Annotated in this window: 20 protein-coding genes; 1 reads left to right on the top strand and 19 read right to left on the bottom strand. The window is 51.6% G+C overall.

The genetic code is table 11. The features are described 5' to 3' along the window. Positions 1-150: 150 nt before the first annotated feature. The 5 genes from J2X61_RS22545 to J2X61_RS22525 all read right to left on the bottom strand — a co-directional run bounded on the left by J2X61_RS22545 (position 151) and on the right by J2X61_RS22525 (position 4900). On the bottom strand, positions 151-582 hold the full coding sequence (locus J2X61_RS22545) for a peptidylprolyl isomerase (RefSeq protein ID WP_274468020.1): 432 nt from the start codon (positions 580-582) through the stop codon (positions 151-153). A 137-nt stretch (positions 583-719) separates the two neighbouring features. Beyond that, entirely contained in the window at positions 720-2051 is a 1332-nt protein-coding gene (gene lysA / locus J2X61_RS22540; protein WP_310190702.1) for a diaminopimelate decarboxylase, read from the bottom strand. 162 nt (positions 2052-2213) lie between these two features. Beyond that, a complete protein-coding gene (locus J2X61_RS22535) occupies positions 2214-3827 on the bottom strand; it encodes a spore germination protein (protein WP_379239650.1) in 1614 nt (537 codons plus the stop codon). Positions 3828-3848: 21 nt separating this feature from the next. After that, positions 3849-4268 (bottom strand): stage V sporulation protein AB, encoded by a 420-nt coding sequence (locus J2X61_RS22530; protein ID WP_274468016.1) that lies wholly within the window; start codon positions 4266-4268, stop codon positions 3849-3851. Continuing rightward, positions 4268-4900, bottom strand: coding sequence for a stage V sporulation protein AA (locus J2X61_RS22525; protein ID WP_274468015.1), 633 nt, complete (start codon positions 4898-4900; stop codon positions 4268-4270). Before J2X61_RS22525 ends, J2X61_RS22530 begins: the two co-directional genes overlap by 1 nt. Before the next feature lie 177 nt (positions 4901-5077). On the opposite strand from J2X61_RS22525, the gene J2X61_RS22520 reads away from it, so the two are divergent. Beyond that, the gene (locus tag J2X61_RS22520) at positions 5078-5287 is read left to right on the top strand and encodes a DUF378 domain-containing protein (RefSeq protein ID WP_274468014.1); all 210 of its coding nucleotides are present in this window, start codon (positions 5078-5080) and stop codon (positions 5285-5287) included. A gap of 59 nt (positions 5288-5346) precedes the next feature. Here the strand turns inward: J2X61_RS22520 and J2X61_RS22515 are convergent, their stop codons facing one another. The 14 genes from J2X61_RS22515 to J2X61_RS22450 form a co-directional block, all read right to left on the bottom strand. Further along, positions 5347-6777, bottom strand: coding sequence for a SulP family inorganic anion transporter (locus J2X61_RS22515; RefSeq protein WP_274468013.1), 1431 nt, complete (start codon positions 6775-6777; stop codon positions 5347-5349). Positions 6778-6939: 162 nt separating this feature from the next. Further along, positions 6940-7695: an RNA polymerase sporulation sigma factor SigF gene (sigF, locus tag J2X61_RS22510; RefSeq protein WP_126141164.1), complete on the bottom strand. Its 756-nt coding sequence runs from the start codon at positions 7693-7695 to the stop codon at positions 6940-6942. A gap of 11 nt (positions 7696-7706) precedes the next feature. Beyond that, the gene (gene spoIIAB / locus J2X61_RS22505; protein WP_274468012.1) at positions 7707-8153 is read right to left on the bottom strand and encodes an anti-sigma F factor; all 447 of its coding nucleotides are present in this window, start codon (positions 8151-8153) and stop codon (positions 7707-7709) included. Continuing rightward, complete coding sequence (spoIIAA, locus tag J2X61_RS22500) at positions 8150-8503, bottom strand: anti-sigma F factor antagonist (RefSeq protein WP_274469290.1); 354 nt, start codon at positions 8501-8503, stop codon at positions 8150-8152. The genes spoIIAB and spoIIAA overlap by 4 nt, the downstream gene beginning before the upstream one ends. Before the next feature lie 129 nt (positions 8504-8632). After that, entirely contained in the window at positions 8633-9805 is a 1173-nt protein-coding gene (locus J2X61_RS22495; RefSeq protein WP_379239777.1) for a D-alanyl-D-alanine carboxypeptidase family protein, read from the bottom strand. Positions 9806-10056: 251 nt separating this feature from the next. Next, on the bottom strand, positions 10057-10188 hold the full coding sequence (locus J2X61_RS22490; protein ID WP_310190698.1) for a hypothetical protein: 132 nt from the start codon (positions 10186-10188) through the stop codon (positions 10057-10059). 278 nt (positions 10189-10466) lie between these two features. Further along, on the bottom strand, positions 10467-11768 hold the full coding sequence (locus tag J2X61_RS22485; RefSeq protein WP_310190696.1) for a pyrimidine-nucleoside phosphorylase: 1302 nt from the start codon (positions 11766-11768) through the stop codon (positions 10467-10469). A 91-nt stretch (positions 11769-11859) separates the two neighbouring features. Then, the gene (locus J2X61_RS22480; protein ID WP_274468008.1) at positions 11860-12243 is read right to left on the bottom strand and encodes a cupredoxin domain-containing protein; all 384 of its coding nucleotides are present in this window, start codon (positions 12241-12243) and stop codon (positions 11860-11862) included. A 178-nt stretch (positions 12244-12421) separates the two neighbouring features. Next, positions 12422-12859, bottom strand: a complete 438-nt coding sequence (locus tag J2X61_RS22475) for a flagellar protein (protein WP_274468007.1) — start codon at positions 12857-12859, stop codon at positions 12422-12424. Between the two features lie 147 nt (positions 12860-13006). Then, positions 13007-13861, bottom strand: a complete 855-nt coding sequence (locus J2X61_RS22470) for a purine-nucleoside phosphorylase (RefSeq protein ID WP_310190693.1) — start codon at positions 13859-13861, stop codon at positions 13007-13009. A gap of 19 nt (positions 13862-13880) precedes the next feature. Continuing rightward, the gene (locus J2X61_RS22465; RefSeq protein WP_274468004.1) at positions 13881-14708 is read right to left on the bottom strand and encodes a purine-nucleoside phosphorylase; all 828 of its coding nucleotides are present in this window, start codon (positions 14706-14708) and stop codon (positions 13881-13883) included. A 20-nt stretch (positions 14709-14728) separates the two neighbouring features. Continuing rightward, positions 14729-15901 (bottom strand): phosphopentomutase, encoded by a 1173-nt coding sequence (gene deoB / locus J2X61_RS22460; RefSeq protein WP_310190691.1) that lies wholly within the window; start codon positions 15899-15901, stop codon positions 14729-14731. A 111-nt stretch (positions 15902-16012) separates the two neighbouring features. Then, positions 16013-16909 carry a site-specific tyrosine recombinase XerD gene (gene xerD, locus J2X61_RS22455; protein WP_274469288.1) on the bottom strand — a complete coding sequence of 299 codons (897 nt, stop codon included), beginning with the start codon at positions 16907-16909 and terminating at the stop codon, positions 16013-16015. Between the two features lie 79 nt (positions 16910-16988). Beyond that, a complete protein-coding gene (locus J2X61_RS22450) occupies positions 16989-17201 on the bottom strand; it encodes a DUF4227 family protein (RefSeq protein ID WP_274468001.1) in 213 nt (70 codons plus the stop codon). Positions 17202-17213 lie beyond the last annotated feature (12 nt).

The following is a 17213-nucleotide window of genomic DNA, read 5'->3' as shown; positions in this document are numbered from 1 at the left end:
TCCACCTCACGGTGGACACCCTTGCTCTTGGCTAATGGTTGGTAACTACAAACCCCCATAGTGGACTTTCACCACCTAGTTAACCGCCATGCGCGCCACACCAAAAAAAAAGAACCTGCCGACATCGGCAGGTTCCTCATTTCTTCGTTATTACGCTTCAACGACTTCCACTTTCTCCATCAAGTCTCTGCCTTTGAAAGCATCGACAAGCTCCATCCCTTTTACCACTTTACCAAAAACGGTATGTTGTCCGTCCAGGTGCGGCTGTGGTTGGTAAGCGATGTAGAATTGGCTGCCGCCTGTGTTTCTGCCCGCATGAGCCATAGCCAAGGAGCCGCGCTCATGTTTGTTCGGGTTGATTTCACAGTTGATTTGGTAGCCTGGGCCGCCAGTTCCTGTGCCGTGTGGACAACCGCCTTGAGCGACGAATCCTGGAATTACGCGATGAAAAACAAGCCCGTTGTAGAAACCGGAGTTTGCTAATTTCTCAAAGTTGGCAACTGTGTTCGGTGCGTCTTTTTCGAAAAGATCGATGACAACCTCACCGCCGCCGGCTAGTTTAATTTTTGCTTGTTTGGCCATTGTGGTCCACTCCTTTAGACAATAATATCCTATTCTACTATGAAATCTTTCTTTTCACAAACTTGGGCTCATACAGTGATCAAAAAAGCCGAGGCTCCCGCCGGGAACCTCAGCTTCAATAACGCCTCGCGGCGCTGCTAGACGGTTTTGCTCACTTGCTTCATTCTCGCCGGAATGACGTCGTTCCCAACGATGTCGTCGAACGTCTCCCGCTTCACGACGAGGTCGCTCTGCCCCTCGTTGACGAAGACGACGCCGGGGCGGCGGATGCGGTTGTAGTTGCTGGCCATGGCATAGTTATAAGCGCCTGTGCAGGATACCGCGAGCACATCGCCCGTGTTCACCTTCGGCAGGTTCACATCCCAGATCAGCATGTCGCCGCTCTCGCAGCACTTGCCGGCGATGGAAACAACCTCTACGGGCTGTTCGCCCGCGCGGTTGGCCAGCATCGCCTCGTACACGGCCTCATACAAGGCCGGGCGCGGGTTGTCGGTCATGCCGCCGTCGACGGATACATATTTGCGCACGCCCGGAATGTCTTTGGACGTTCCTACGGTGTACAAAGTCGTACCGGCATCGCCCACGATGCTGCGGCCCGGCTCTACCCAAATTTCCGGCAGCGGATAATCATGGCGGCCGAAGTTATCTTTGATCGCGTCGGTAATAGCTTTCACGTAAACGGAAACCGGAAGCGGCGTATCCTCGTTCACATAGCGAATTCCGAAGCCGCCGCCAAGGTTGATGACTCGGAATGTGACCCCGAGCTCCTCACGGACGTTGACCGCGAAGCCGGCCATTTTCTCGGCAGCCAGACGGAAGCCTTCCACTTCGAAAATTTGCGAGCCGATGTGGGAATGGATGCCCAACAGATCCAAGTTGCCGAGCTGCGATGCCTCTTGAATCGCCTGGAAGGCCGATCCGTTGCCGAGGTCGAAGCCGAATTTGGAATCAGTTTGGCCTGTAGAGATATACTCATGCGTATGCGCCTCTACGCCAGGCGTAATGCGCAGCAAAACTTTGACCTTCTGGCGCTTCTCGCCGGCTATGGCATTCAGCATTTGCAGCTCGATAAAGTTATCTACAACGAAACAGCCGATCTTGGCATCGATAGCCATCTCGATTTCGTCGATTGTTTTGTTATTGCCATGAAAATGAATCCGTTCCGCCGGGAAACCGGCTTGAAGCGCTGTGTACAGCTCTCCGTCGGAAACTACGTCTAGAGACATCCCTTCTTCTTCGACAATGCGGCACATCGCCATCACGCAGAACGCCTTGCTGGCGTACGCCACTTGAAACCTCAAGCCGGATGCTTGAAAAGCTTCGACGAACTCGCGGCAGCGTTTGCGAACGAGGGCTTCATCGAATACATATAGCGGGGTGCCGTATTCCGCTACCAGCTTCGTCGCGTCGACACCACCGATTTCAAGGTGACCCTGATCGTTTATTTTACTTGTACCATGCAAATACATAGCTCCATTTTCCCCCTCACCCTGAACCTGCTGCTTGACCTTACGTTCCAAACGGCCGAATGCGCATTACTATTTAAAGTACCATAGGAAAAGCGTCTTTGACAATAACCAAGCGGGCTGAATCGTAAAAAGGACAAGAGAACTTCCTTGTCCTTTAGTTTATTACGATTTCGGTTGACGTGTGCCGTCGACCGGCTTCGTTATGCTGAGACGAGTCTTCGAGGCCAGCACCGGACGCCGGAGGAGAATGGAGAAGAAGCTCTTGGCGTTAAACGGGATGAAAGGCCACATATAAGGTGCATTGTAAGACTTTCTCGTGGCCAGCCAGATCAGCCAGAGCGTCGATCCGATAACGAATCCCGGGACTTGGAAAACGGCGACGATCAGCAGCAGCCCCAGCCGGATAATCCGGTTGGCAAGTCCCAATTCGTAGCTTGGCGTAGCGAACATGCCGATAGATGCCAGGGCGAGATACAGAATGACCTCATTGATAAACAATCCGGTCTTAACGGCAATATCTCCGACTAGGATAGCGGCGACCAGGCCCATGGCTGTGGCCAGCGGAGTCGGGGTATGCACCGCGGCCATCCGCATCAGATCGATCCCGATGTCGGCGAGCAGGAACTGAACGAGCAGGGGGAGGGTCCCTTCCTTCTGCGGGCCAAGGAAATCCAAGCCCGGCGGCTTCAATGACGGATCCATAACCATCATGAACCAGAGCGGCAGCAGGAAGATGGAGGCCATAATTCCTGCAAACCGCACCCACCTCAAGTAGGTGCCGATAAACGGTGTTTGCCGGTATTCTTCCGCATGCTGCACGTGATGGAAGAACGTGGTTGGCAATATCATGACAGAGGGCGACGTATCGACGAATACGCAGACATGCCCTTCCAGCAGATGGGCAGAGACGACGTCCGGACGCTCCGAGTACCTCACCATAGGATAAGGATTCCAGCCTTTGTTAGCGATGATTTCCTCCAACTGCTTTTCCCCAAGCGGCAGGCCGTCAATCTGTACTTCACTCACTTTCTCCTTAATCGCGTCCACCAAATCCGCATTCGCGATGTCGTTGATGTACGCGATGCAGACGTCCGTTTTGGTACGCTTGCCGACCTGCATAATTTCAAGCTTCAAGCGTTCATCGCGCACTCTGCGTCTGACAAGCGTTACGTTCATGAGCAGCGTTTCGACGAAGCCGTCGCGCGATCCCCGCACGACCCTCTCCAGATCCGGCTCTCCGATCGAACGGACCGGATAGTTTTTAACGTCGATCGCGATGGCCGCCGTCTCACCTTCGATGAAGAAAGCCGTGCCGCCCATCAGCACTTGCCCGACGATCTCGGACATTTTCTTATAGGACTTCACTTGGATATGCGGAATAAGCTTCTCAATGAAAGCTTCAAGCGTATGATGCGAGACACTGTCGTGGTCGGCATACGTGAGGCGGGTCAAGATGTCGGTGAGCACCGTGTCCTTGGCAAAACCGTTGCAATAAAAGATGCCGACGCGCTTATCGCCAAAAACCATTTCCCGCATGACCAAGTCAAAGCTGCGGTTAAGGCCGACCCGTTCCTCCAGCACTCTTTTCACTTCTTTCATACTGGCAGGAATGTCCTCTTGAATTTTCAGCGACTTTTCCTCATGAGTCATATCCGTTACCGGGTTGTAGGGGGTTAAGTTCCCTTCTTCGTCCACAGCCAGCTTATCCGAATCCGTATTCTCTTGAGACTTGTTCACATCTTCGTTCTCATTTCCTGTCTTCACAATGACTTTCACGATGCGCAACCTCCTTCTGACTTAATAGAAAAGCCATTCAAACAATGAACCAATTACTTTACCGAAGATCATCGCCATCAGCAGCAAAATCATATAGGAACCCATTCCCACCCGCTTGGCGAGAATCGGCAGCACGTTGATGATTTCCGTCAGCGCCGCAGCCAGCATGCCGACGAAGCACCCGGCAAACAACCCGACCAGGGCGGTCCCCGCCGGAAACAGCCGCATCCTCCAGTCGCTGAAATCCACCCATGTGAACACAAGCGAACCTATGACGACCGCTCCTTCATAGGCATGAATTTTCGAGAATGAACGTGTGATCTGCGCCAGTCTCGGGATAATATCCAAAACAACGAGGAAGGCCACCATTCCGCTGCCGACGGCAATGCCTCCGGCTAAACCGACGAAGGCGATAAGGAGCATTTCCCCGACAGGGGCCATTATTTTGCCTCTCCTTCCTCATGTATTTTCATATATTCCTCTGTGATCACATAATGGTTAATGTTCTCCTGATACATGAACATTTCCACTTCCAGAGGGCTTGGCTCTTCATTAAATTTCTTTTTGAACAAATGATTAAAGAAAATGACCATGCCCACTCCGATGCCGAGGGAATACGGAACTTGCAGAATCAGCGGGTGATCAATCTTGCGCCCGGTCATCAGCTCGTAAATTCTCTGATGTACCTGCAGCATGGACACATCCGCGTGAAAATTCATTATGGCAAGGCCCGAGCCGATGAAAAGCAGCAGCCATACAAGGCCGATCAGGACAGGACTCGCCTTCTTGTCATCCGAGTTAATCTCAAGAAGCACATGAGGTTCTCCGAAATGTTCGATTTGCAGCTCCGGATACAGCTCTTTCACTTTCCTCACGATCAGCATCATATCGATCAATACACGATTGCCGTCCGCTTGCTGCGGTCTATGAATGATGAGCTGACTCAGCTTCTCTTCATATTCAGGCTCCACGAATATTTGGGCGATGTGCCGGAGCTGGACGACGCTCCCTTTGCGGATGGAGGCTTTGCGCCTTAGCCGGATATACAAGTACTGGGCTCCTAATTTGGCCATGGTCTCACTCCCTTCAGAGCTATCGGGTATCATCCATGTATAGGAGTAGTATGCAAAATGTTTCCTTCCCGTAATCGTCTGCCGAAGTGGTAAATTCTCCAGGAATAAACCACTCCGCAGTTTGGCATAGTAAGCATTGAATACCGATAACTTATTCCATACAAAGAAGGTGATAACATGGCAAAACTGGCGTTAACACTAGTCATTATTGGTGCGCTGAATTGGCTTTTGGTTGGGCTCTTCGAATGGGATTTAGTTTCAGCTATACTGGGTGGGGATTCTCATCGGGAATCTTCGGTATTAAGCCGGATCATTTATACGATCGTAGGCTTATGCGGCATCTACTGCGTAAGATTCTATTCGGATGGCCGGCATGCTGCGCGATAACTAAATGAAAAAAGCCGCCATACCCAGTTCGTTTGATCGGGTACATAGCGGCTCTTTTTTTATCTGGCTTGTTCAACCAGAAGCTTGCTTTCTTCATTTAAACCGACGCAGGTCACGCTTTTGTTCAGCTGCTCGTACTTGGCAATCACTTTGGCAATCGCCGTTACCGCAGAATGGTCCCACACATGCGAACCGCTGAAATCAATGATGATCTTATCCGGGTCGTTGCGGTAGTCGAACAAATCGATGAAGTAGGTCATCGTACCGAAAAACAACTGGCCCGAGATGCGGTAGGTTCGGCCGCCTTTCTTATCCTCAGACGTCTGCGCCTTGATTTTGGCCGAACGCCAGCCGAAGATGAGCGCGCTCATGATGACGCCGCTCAGCACGCCGATCGCCAGATTGGATGTGGCCACGACGATCGCTACGGTGATGACCATGACCAGAGCGTCGCTTCTCGGAATTTTGACTAGCGTCCGCAGCGAGTTCCAATCGAACGTTCCTATGGAAACCATGAACATGACGCCGACCAGCGCCCCCATCGGGATCTGCTTCACGACATTGCCCAGCACCATGATCAGGAATAACAGAAATACGCCTGATACAAACGTCGATAATCGCGATCTGCCGCCGGACTTCACGTTAATGACCGTCTGTCCGATCATGGCGCAGCCTGCCATGCCCCCGAAAAAACCGGACGCAATATTGGCTATGCCTTGGCCGCGGACTTCCCGGTTTTTATCGCTTTTCGTCTCGGTCATCTCATCGACGATCGTAGCTGTCATCAGCGATTCGGTAATCCCGACAATCGCTAGCGCCAAGGAAATCGGCAAAATGACACCGATCGCTTGCCAGGAAATGGAGAACTCCGGCAAATGGAAGAACGGCAGCGCCTGCGTAATTTCTCCCATATCTCCGACGGTACGGACATCGAGATGAAGGTTGATCGACAGGATGGTCATCACGATAATTGCCACTAGGGCGGAAGGTACGGCTTTCGTTACATAGGGCAGCCCATAAATAATAGCCAGCGTGCCTGCCACCATGGCGTACATGTGCCAATTCGCGCCTGCGAAGTTGGGCAATTGAGCCATGAAAATGATAATCGCAAGAGCATTCACAAAGCCGATGACAACGGAATGCGGAATAAATGTAATGAATTTCCCGAATTTCAACACGCCCATGAGATATTGGATAATACCCGTCAATATGCTTGCTGCAAACAAATACTCGATACCATACTTCGCTACCAAGGGTCCCATCAATGAGGCCATGGCCCCCGTTGCCGCTGAAATCATGCCCATGCGGCCGCCTGTGAAAGAAATCACCAGCGCGATAATGAAGGACGCGTATAAACCGACCATCGGATCTACGCCGGCCAAGATCGAGAAAGCGATCGCTTCCGGAATTAAGGCAAGCGCTACGGTCATCCCCGAAAGCACGTCTCGGCGAACGTTAAAAAACCATGCATCTTTCAATTTACTGGACAACTGTGAAACACTCTCCTCTTCTTGCTCCCGCAAAAATTCATTTGAATTTTCCTCTTTCAGAAAAATTCGCACCGTTTTTGGCAGTCTTATTATACCTAACATTTTCAAATAGCACTACCACAAAAAAATAACCGCCCTCCGACAGGAGAGCGGTTACCGTTTTCATTGGGCAATCTGATCTTTGATCGATTGCAAGATTTTCTTTTCCAAGCGTGATACCTGCACCTGGGATATTCCCAGTCGGCTGGCCACCTCGGACTGCGTTTGATCCCTGAAATAGCGGAGGTAGACGATGAGCCGCTCCCGCTCGGAGAGCGTGCCGATCGCTTCGTTCAAAGCAAGCTTCTCGAACCATTTCTCACCGGTTTCATCCGAGATTTGATCCATCAAGGTGATCGGATCGCCGTCGTTCTCGAACACGGTCTCATGAATCGATGAAAGCGGTTTGTTGGCTTCTTGCGCGAAAACAACTTCCTCCGCCGTGATCATCAGCTCTTCCGCAACCTCTTTAATCGTTGGAAGCCGGCCAAGCCGTTTGGAGAGCTCATCTTTCGTCTTGCGAATCTTATTGGCTAACTCTTTGAGAGAACGGCTTACTTTGAGTGTTCCATCATCCCGAAGGAAGCGCTGAATTTCACCGATAATCATCGGCACCGCATAGGTGGAAAACTTCACATCATAAGAGAGATCGAATTTGTCTACGGACTTCAGCAGTCCGATGCATCCAATCTGGAACAAATCTTCGGCTTCGTATCCTCGGTTCAAGAAACGTTGAACCACAGACCAGACCAAGCGGATATTGCAGCTGACGAGTGTTTCTCTGGCGAGTCCATCTCCGGATTGGCTGAGGGCGATGAGCCGTTTGACTTCCGAATCGTCTAAATAACTGTGAGAAGCATGCTTCAGATCGACATCCATAGATCAAACCCCTAATTGTATAAAGCTTTTTTAGATTCAATTCGCTTCAACATGTTTATTTTCGTTCCGATTCCTACGGCCGTCACAACTTCCACTTCGTCCATGAAATTTTCCATAATCGTAAAGCCCATTCCGGAGCGTTCCAGCTCTGGCTTGGAGGTGTAAAGCGGCTGTTTCGCCTGCTCCAAATCTTCGATACCCGAGCCTTTGTCCTCGATCGTGATTCGAACGACATCATCGTCAATTTGCGTTGTGATGGTGATGACACCATCGGGTTTATTGTTATAACCGTGAATAATCGAATTCGTTACAGCTTCGGAAACGACCGTCTTGATATCGGTCAATTCATTGAGGGTCGGATCGAGCTGCGACACGAAAGCGGCAACCGCTACACGGGCAAAAGCCTCGTTCTCCGAACGACTGGCGAACTGCAGCGTCATAAAGTTATGCTCGCTCATAGTGCAACCTCCAGACTGGACATTGCATTACGTTCGTTATCCTGAATCGATACGATCTTGAACATCCCCGAAAGCTCGAATAAGCGATAAACCGCAGGCGAAACGTCGCATACGACCATTTTGCCGCCCTTACTCGTAATTTGCTTATACCGACCGAGAATGACGCCTAAACCCGAGCTGTCCATGAATGAAAGATCCTTCAAACTCAGGATCAGGTGATGCGTTTGCTCCTTGGCAATCGCTTCCTCCATCCTCGCCTTGACAACATCAGCGGTGTGGTGATCCAACTCGCCTTTCAATCTAACAATCAACGCTCTTCGGCTTTGCTCGAATTCAATTTGCAAGCTCAACATGTTCACTCCTTCCCAGTCATAGAAATAGGTTTCTACAACTGGGTTGGAAACTCCTGCCACCCGACAAAACTAGAAGAAAACCGCTAAAACTAGAACAAAAGTGTGATTATTCGCGGAATCTCACCATTAATCCGTAGTAAACATCTGCGAGGTTGTCCGCTTGAACAGCTTCCACCAGGATGCTTTATCCACAGCGACCGGGGACTCAATCGGGTACTCCGCAAGCACATTATCGCCGTTATACACCACGATTTTGCCGATCGGCTGTCCGATCGCAACCGGCGCTTTAATATTCGCATTCAGCTGCAGCTCATGTCGAATCGTATCCGTAGCTACGCCTTTTTTCATTAAAATGCTGTAGTTTTGTTTCGCGACGAGCGGAACTGTCGAAATCTGCCCTTTGTTCACCGTAAAGCTTCCCAGATTATCGCCTGACTTGAAGAGCGGATAATTGGTATATTGTGCGAACGCATAGTCGAAGAGCTTCGTTACTTCCGCATTCCGCGTCTTGGTATTCGGTTCCCCTAGCACTACCGCGACAACACGCAGGTTATCTCGTTTTGCAGTGGCGGATAGGCAGAACTTCGCTTCGCTGGTATAGCCGGTTTTGAGGCCGTCGGCTCCGCTGTAGAAGCGCACCAGCTTATTCGTATTGACCAACCAGAACGGGTTCGGTGTTTCTTTGCGCAAATAATCTTGATAAGCGCCTGTAAATTTCGTGATTTCTTCATGTTTCAGCAATTCTCTGGACATCACGGCGATATCGTTAGCTGTCGTATAGTGGTTCGCCACAGGCAGTCCGTTGCAATTGGAGAAGTGCGTATTCTTCATACCTAACTGCTGAGCGCGTTCATTCATCATTTGTACGAAGTTTTCCTCGGATCCTGCAATCTTCTCAGCCATTGCGACCGATGCATCGTTGCCGGAAGCCATAGCGATGCCTTTCAGCATTTCTTGCACCGTCATTTCTTCGCCGGGCTCCAGGAAGATTTGCGAACCGCCCATAGAAGCTGCATATTCGCTGACACGGACTTTTTCATCCATTTTAATGTTGCCTTTGTCAATCGCTTCCATGATCAGCAGCATCGTCATGATCTTCGTAATACTGGCCGGTGGAAGCTTGGTGTCTTTGTTCTTCTCCGCGATCACCGTTCCTGTGTCAGCATCCATCAGCACGGCGGATTGCGCATTCGGCGTCAAATCGACCGCCTGTGTCTTCTCTTCCGCCATCGCTACCGGTAAGATTAGCATCACACATAACTGTAAACAGATAAAACTTATTAGCCCTTTGTTTCGCATAGCCATTGAACCCCTCCTGTGAAATATGAAGTGAAAACAGACTCTTGCAGCTTAATGACTGCTAATCAGTGTTGACGAATTCCCTTCAAAATATTCCAAAGGAAGGAAGATAACGTATGAACGATAAAAAAGACTTACGTCGTCGTCCGTCTCTTCCCTAGATTGAGCCCTGTGTGGCCCCGATGCACACCATCCACCGGTACGGAGTGGAAATGTGATTCGCTGGGTGTCATAGGCAGCTACATCGGAGCCTACTCTTGCAGCCACTGTGCGGAATGAGATGCGGTCGATGTCATAGGCAGCTGGATTGTAGCCTGCTCTTGCAGCACTGTGCGGAAATACGATACGTTATTTTGATCAAAATGGGGCTTTTTTCTTACCATGCGGAAATACAAGCCGCTATTTCGAGCATTAGTCTCGATATAGGCCAATTTCGGTGAGAATAGCGCATCGTATTTCCCCTTCACCCGCCAAAAGTGCTGTTTTCGGTAATTTAGCGCACTGTATTTCCGCACGTCATCGCACACTGCCCCACGTCACCACACGTCACCACACGTCACCACACGTCACCACACGCTGAACATAAATAAAGGGTAAGCTCCGCCCCAAACCTAAACAATAAAGGTCTGAGGAGAAACTCCTCAGACCTTACGCTCACAAGCTATACAATCACATCATAGATCAATTTAACCGGTGCCGGCTGACCGTCTTCAATGCCGTAAGCGCCGCGGATCATCGCGATCACTTCCGCCACATCCTGCCGGTTCGCGTGAACGGTGCAGATGGATTCTCCGGCCTTCACCGCGTCCCCGATCTTCTTGTTCAGCGTTAGACCTACCGCATAATCGATCGGATCCTCTTTCTTCGCCCGCCCGGCGCCCAGCAGCATGGCGGCGATGCCGATCTGTTCGGCATCAATCCGGTTGACATAGCCTTCGCGCTCAGCCGTCACCTCAACATGATACCCCGCTGTCGGCAGCAGCTCCGGACGGTCCACGACGTTCGGATCGCCCCCTTGGCTCGCGACGAATCGCTTGAACGTATCCAGCGCTTTCCCGTTCCGCACAATATCCCGCACGGCTTCCTGCGCTTCTTCGAAACTCCCGAACACTTTGCCAAGCAGCGCCATATAAGCGGCAACGGAGACCGCCACCTCCGTAAGCTCCTTGTCGCCGGTGCCGCGCAGCACCTCGATCGATTCGCGGATTTCGTTGGCATTGCCGATCTCGCGGCCGAGCGGCTGCTCCATATCCGTAATCATCGCGATCGTATGGCGGTTCAGCTTGAGCCCAATATCCACCATCGTACGGGCCAGCACCCTGGCATCCTCCACGGTTTTCATGAAAGCGCCCGAGCCGATCTTCACGTCCAGCACGATCGCATCGGCTCCGGAAGCAATCTTCTTGCTCATGATCGAGCTGGCGATCAGCGGGATCGAGTCGACGGTCGCTGTAACGTCCCGCAGCGCGTACATTTTCTTGTCGGCAGGGGCCAAATTGCCGCTCTGGCCGACGATCGCGATTTTGTTCGTATTCACCGCCGCGATGAAATCTTCCTTAGACAGCTCGATCCGGAAACCCGGAATCGACTCCAGCTTATCTACCGTCCCGCCGGTGTGGCCCAGCCCTCTGCCTGACATTTTGGCCACCGGCACACCGAGCGAGGCGACAATCGGTCCCACGATCAGGCTGATCTTATCACCGACTCCCCCTGTCGAGTGCTTATCCACCTTAATCCCGGCAATTCCGGATAAATCGATCATTTCCCCGGATTCGGCCATCGCCATCGTCAGCGCCGAGATTTCCCCGCTCGTCATGCCGTTGAAGTAGATGGCCATGAGCAGAGCCGACATTTGATAATCCGGGATATCCCCTTTTGTATAGCCGTTCACGATGTAGATAATCTCTTGCTCACTCAACACTTCGCCAGAACGCTTCTTATGTATTAAGTCGACCATTCTCATCTCTGATTCCTCCTAAGCGTTTTCATGTTTATAGAAATCGAAAAAAGGGAGCTGCCTGAGCCCCCTTCGAACTATTCTTCACTTTTTCTTGTTATTGAATAACCAATTTTGATTTCATTTTGGCGTGGCCTTCACCGCAAGGAAGGATGCAATCAATCTCATAAGTTCCCGGTTTGTCGAAAGTAATTTCTTTGGACGGGTTTTCTTTGTCCAGCTTGATATCCAATCCTTTGATTTCAATCGCGTGAACGCCCTCTTTTAAAGACAAGGAAACTTTCGTAGCTTGACCGCTTTTGATCGTGTAATCGGCTGCGTCGAATTGCCAGTTGGAAGCGACGATTTTAAGCTGTTGCATCTTGCTTCCGGCTGCTTCTGCTGCTTTGGCCTCTTGGCGTTCAGAGATATCTTGAAAGAGGACTCCCAGCCCCAATGCGCCCGCAAGTATAAATAACACAAAGAAAATCCACTTTTGCATGCATATCCCCCTCATATTGTGTTCACTTCATCTATTCTACCTAACATCTCGAGACAATCCCATACATGTTTAGTGGCAAATCTTTGAATATTTTGTGTCGGAATTGTGAATGAGCCTTCGTAAAAACATCCCCCTTAACGGGGGATATTAGTCTTACTATTGCCCACTCCGGCGTAAATTACACACCGCTCAATCGTTCCCGAATTTGAAAACCTCCGGCGGATATTCCCGGTTTGTCTCTCCGCAACGGCTGGAGCGCCTGGTCTTTGGCTTGCAGCTCTTTGATGTCGCGGGTGATCCGGTAGGCACAGTCTGCACACAGCTTCCCCTGCCGGATTGATTTCGAACAGGAGGCGCACGGATAATTCAAATTCGGATAATCCGAAAGGAGCAGCTTGCCCTCTTTCATCCACGCCAGCATCATCTCGCGGCTTACGCCTGTGGCGGCCATTAACTCTGCATTCGTGGAACGATGATTTCTGTGCAAGTAATCATGACAGCTCTGCAGCAGCCCGTCTACGCTGCGGCTGCAGTCCGAGCATTGATTTCGCAAATTTTTCTGAAACACTTTACCGCAGCGCGGACAGTTAGCGACCATTAATTGTTGGACTGACATGCTCGATCACACCCCGGAAGAGGTATCTCACGATTGGATACCTTCGAATATAGTTCTTATTAACTATATTCTAGCATGACTTCGCATCGATGAATAGGTCTAAAGAATCCCGTTTTACATTAAATTTCAATTAAAACCGGGACTCCATTACCCCAACTGAACTTCACGTACGAATGCTTTGACCAGCGCGATAAATTTGGGCTTCGTCCGGTTCGCCACGGCAACCACCTGCTCATGTGTGAGCGGCTCCAGCTCTTCGCCGATCGCCATATCGGTAATACAGGAAATACCGAGCACTTTCAGTCCGGCGTGGCGCGCGGCGATCACTTCGCCTACGGTGGACATGCCGATGGCATCTCCGCCGATACGGGCAAGCATCGTCAGCTCGGCAGGCGTGCAGTACGTCGGACCTGTAATGCCGGCATAAACGCCCTCTTGCAGCTTCAGCGCCACACCGTCTTCGCCTTTGACGGATTCGGCAAGCTTATGCGCCAGCGCACGGTATTCACGGTTATACGCCTCAGACATATCCGGGAACCGAACGCCCAGCTCGCTGTGGTTCGGACCGATCAGCGGGTTGTCGCCGGTCATATTCAGATGATCGCTGATGACCATGAGATCGCCAGCTTGGAAGCTGCGGTTCATACCGCCCGCCGCGTTCGTCATCACGACCGTTTGCACGCCGATAGCCTTCATGACATAAACGGGGAATACAACCTTTTTCATATCGTAGCCTTCATAATAGTGGAAACGTCCCTGCATCACGATCACTTGCTTGCCTTCGAGCGTACCTGCCACGAAGCGGCCTTCGTGCCCTTCCACCGTAGAAATCGGGAAATGCGGCACCTCGCTGTAATCGATCGCAACCGGGTTCTCCACCTGATTCGCCATATCGCCAAGGCCTGAGCCCAGAACGAGGCCGATCACCGGCGCAGCGCTTCCTAACCGGGACTTGATGAAGGCAGCCGCCTCATTAATTTTCTGTATGTAAGTCAATTCCATGTTGATCTCCTCTTCTATATTAAATAGCCGCGATAATGCCGAGCACCAGCTTCAGGAATTTCGGCTTCACTTTCTCCGTCGTCTCCATCACTTCCGCATGGGACAGCGGCTGATCCAGAATCCCGGACGCCATATTGGAGATGCAGGAGAAACCTAACACTTCAATCCCGGCGTGACGGGCAACGATAACTTCAGGCACTGTGGACATACCGACCGCATCGCCGCCGAGAGTACGGAACATACGAATTTCAGCCGGCGTTTCGTAATTGGGCCCCAGCAGACCGACATAGACGCCTTCTTGCAGTTTGAAATCCTGGGAAGCCGCAACCTCGTGCGCCAATTTGCGCAGCCGCTTGCTGTAAGCTTCCGACATATCCGGGAAGCGCACGCCCAGCGCCGAATCGTTCGGTCCGATCAGCGGATTGCGGTACGTCAGATTCAAGTGATCGCTGATCACCATCAGATCGCCGACTTGATAGTTCTCGTTAATGCCGCCCGCCGCATTCGTGACGATCAGCGTTTCTACGCCTAACTGCTTCATGACGCGCACAGGAAAGGAAACCGTCTCAGCCCCGTATCCTTCGTAAGCGTGGAACCGGCCTTTCATGACCAGCACTTGCTTGCCTTGTATCGTACCTACGACGAGCTCCCCCGCGTGACCTTCCACGGTCGATACCGGGAAATGGGGAATGCGCGAATAATCTACGACGATCGGCTGCTCAATGAGATCGGCGAGCACTCCGAGTCCCGAACCCAGTATGAGTCCGATTTGAGGTTGAATGTTCGTTTCTTTGGCAATAAAATCAGCTGCCTCTTGAATCTTTTGAATGATGGACGCTTCTGACATAGGTGTATTCCTCCCAAGCATTATTTTAGAAGATGCAGAAAGCTCTCGCCCTGTCCCGTCTGCTTCACGCCGAAATTCTCGGCAATGGTTGCGCCAAGATCGGCGAACGTGCTGCGGATGCCCAGCGAAACCGGTGCAGTGAAGCTCGGGCTGTACAGCAGAATCGGCACATACTCGCGTGTATGGTCCGTGCCCGGATGAATCGGATCGTTGCCGTGATCCGCCGTCAGGATCAACAGATCGTTCGGTCCCAGCTTCTCCTTAAGCTGCGGCACATAGCTGTCGAACTCCTGCAGCGCACGGCCATAGCCTTCCGGATCCCGGCGGTGTCCGTACAAGGAGTCGAAATCCACCAGATTCGTGAACGCCAGCCCTTTGAACGGCGTACCCAGCGTCTCAATCGTCTTCAAGATGCCGTCGAGGTTGCTCTTGGTGGATGTCGTCTTCGTCACGCCTTCCCCGTCGAAGATATCGTTGATCTTCCCGATCGCGATCACATCGTAGCCGGCGTCCTGCAGATGATTCATCACCGTCGGCTCAGGCGGCTTCACCGCATAATCGTGGCGGTTCGGCGTCCGCTTGAAAGCGCCCGGCTCGCCGACATACGGTCTTGCAATAACCCGGCCGACGGCATACGGTCCTTGCGTCAACCGTCTGGCAATCTCACACGCCCGGTACAGCTCCTCCAGCGGAATGACATCCTCGTGCGCCGCCAGCTGGAATACACTGTCCGCGGACGTATAGACGATCCATGCGCCCGTCTTCATCTGTTCTTCGCCAAGCTCGTCCAGAATCTCCGTACCTGAAGCGGGCTTGTTGCCGATGACCTTGCGGCCTGTTTCCTGTTCGAATTGCCTGATAAGCTCTGCCGGAAATCCTTCCGGGAATACGTTAAACGGTGTGGATATCCGAAGTCCCATTAACTCCCAATGCCCGGTCATCGTATCTTTGCCGACCGACACTTCGGCCATCTTGCCGTAGTATGCTTCCGGCGCATCCGCAGCCGGGATGCCTTTGATCTCTGCAATGCTGCCCAAGCCCATACGCTGCAAGTTCGGCAGCGAGAATCCGCTGACCCGCTCTGCGATATGGCCAAGCGTATGGCTGCCTGTATCGCCAAATTGATTGGCATCCGGTAACTCGCCGATGCCGACGCTATCCAAAACGATTAAACCAATTCGTTCAAATCGCACGCTTGTCCCTCCAAATGTATACACAATTTGTTCCACCCTTCATTATCGCATTTCCATTGTATGAATGCAAAACAGCAGCCTCTCTTTACGGAGAATGCCGCTGTTTCGCACTTACATATTCGCTCTGGGATGAGCGCGATTGTAAACTTCCTTCATTTTGAGCTTCGTAACCTGCACGTATAATTGAGTGGACGAAATATCGGCATGCCCCAGCATTTCCTGAACGGACCGCAAATCCGCACCATTCTCAATCAAATGAGCCGCGAATGAATGCCTCAGCGCATGCGGCGTGATGTCTCCGGCAATGTTCAGCTCGCTGGCGTACCGCTTCAAAATTTTCCAAAAGCCTTGCCGCGTCATCCGTGTGCCGAGATGTCCGATAAACAAAGCTTCTTCGTCCGCCGTTTTCTTCAACAGCTTCTTGCGGTCCTTCTGAATATAAGCCGTCAGGCAGCGGATCGCGATGGAACTCAGCGGAATGTTGCGTTCTTTATCCCCTTTGCCAATGCAACGAATAAAGCCGAGCTGCAAATGAACGTCGCTCACATTCAGCGATATCAGCTCGGACACGCGAATGCCGGTAGCATAGAGCAGCTCCAGCATCGCTTTGTCGCGAACGCCGCTGACTTGCTCCGGCTGGGGGGCATCCAGCAGCTTCCCCACCTCTTCCACGGAAAGCACCTTCGGCAGCTTCTTCTCCAATTTGGGAGCCTCCACATAGACGGAAGGGTCTGTGTCCAGCAGCCGTTCTTTGACCATATACTGAAAAAAGGCGCGAATGGAAACTAAATGACGCGAAATGGTTGCCGATGCACGGCCAAGCCCCTTGAGCTGGGCCATGAAGCCGGCGATATGCGTCTTGCCGGCTTCTCTCCAGGCCATAATACCATGCTGTCCCAAATACTCCATAAACTGCTGCAGATCCCTTTCATAAGATTCCAGCGTATTCTTAGAAAGTCCCCGATGGGCGGATAGAAATCGAATGAAGGATTGCAGGTCAACCATCATCATGCCTAGTAAACTCCTTCGTTATCATGCCATATCTTGATATGGATAGCATTCAACGGTAGGCTGACAATCTCCTCTATTATTCGCCATACCAATAAAATAATCGCAGCCTGTCGCTCATTGGACCGGATTCCGGAGCCGTAGCATGCTCATGCTGGCCGAAAACCTTGACGGAATTTCCCGTCGGCGTGCGGTACCGGTTCACAGGTTCGATCCAGCTGGAAAGCACGAGCATGACTTGATAAATGACGACGGTCAGCGCCATGAACATCAGGATAAAGCGCAGTCTCACAAGCAGCTTACG

It is taken from the genome of Bacillus sp. 3255 (assembly GCF_031456485.1).
GTDB lineage: Bacteria > Bacillota > Bacilli > Paenibacillales > NBRC-103111 > Paenibacillus_E.
The sequence above is the reverse complement of the archived record's forward strand: the minus strand, read 5'-3'. Positions and strand labels throughout refer to the sequence as shown.

Coding starts and splice junctions, on each gene's coding strand:
- J2X61_RS22545 (WP_274468020.1), bottom strand. CDS start 582: ATGGCCAAACAAGCAAAAATTAAACTAGCCGGCGGCGGTGAGGTTGTC.
- lysA (WP_310190702.1), bottom strand. CDS start 2,051: ATGTATTTGCATGGTACAAGTAAAATAAACGATCAGGGTCACCTTGAA.
- J2X61_RS22530 (WP_274468016.1), bottom strand. CDS start 4,268: ATGGCCCCTGTCGGGGAAATGCTCCTTATCGCCTTCGTCGGTTTAGCC.
- J2X61_RS22525 (WP_274468015.1), bottom strand. CDS start 4,900: ATGGCCAAATTAGGAGCCCAGTACTTGTATATCCGGCTAAGGCGCAAA.
- J2X61_RS22520 (WP_274468014.1), top strand. CDS start 5,078: ATGGCAAAACTGGCGTTAACACTAGTCATTATTGGTGCGCTGAATTGG.
- sigF (WP_126141164.1), bottom strand. CDS start 7,695: ATGGATGTCGATCTGAAGCATGCTTCTCACAGTTATTTAGACGATTCG.
- spoIIAB (WP_274468012.1), bottom strand. CDS start 8,153: ATGAGCGAGCATAACTTTATGACGCTGCAGTTCGCCAGTCGTTCGGAG.
- J2X61_RS22495 (WP_379239777.1), bottom strand. CDS start 9,805: ATGCGAAACAAAGGGCTAATAAGTTTTATCTGTTTACAGTTATGTGTG.
- J2X61_RS22490 (WP_310190698.1), bottom strand. CDS start 10,188: ATGGTAAGAAAAAAGCCCCATTTTGATCAAAATAACGTATCGTATTTC.
- J2X61_RS22485 (WP_310190696.1), bottom strand. CDS start 11,768: ATGAGAATGGTCGACTTAATACATAAGAAGCGTTCTGGCGAAGTGTTG.
- J2X61_RS22480 (WP_274468008.1), bottom strand. CDS start 12,243: ATGCAAAAGTGGATTTTCTTTGTGTTATTTATACTTGCGGGCGCATTG.
- J2X61_RS22475 (WP_274468007.1), bottom strand. CDS start 12,859: ATGTCAGTCCAACAATTAATGGTCGCTAACTGTCCGCGCTGCGGTAAA.
- J2X61_RS22470 (WP_310190693.1), bottom strand. CDS start 13,861: ATGGAATTGACTTACATACAGAAAATTAATGAGGCGGCTGCCTTCATC.
- J2X61_RS22465 (WP_274468004.1), bottom strand. CDS start 14,708: ATGTCAGAAGCGTCCATCATTCAAAAGATTCAAGAGGCAGCTGATTTT.
- xerD (WP_274469288.1), bottom strand. CDS start 16,909: ATGATGGTTGACCTGCAATCCTTCATTCGATTTCTATCCGCCCATCGG.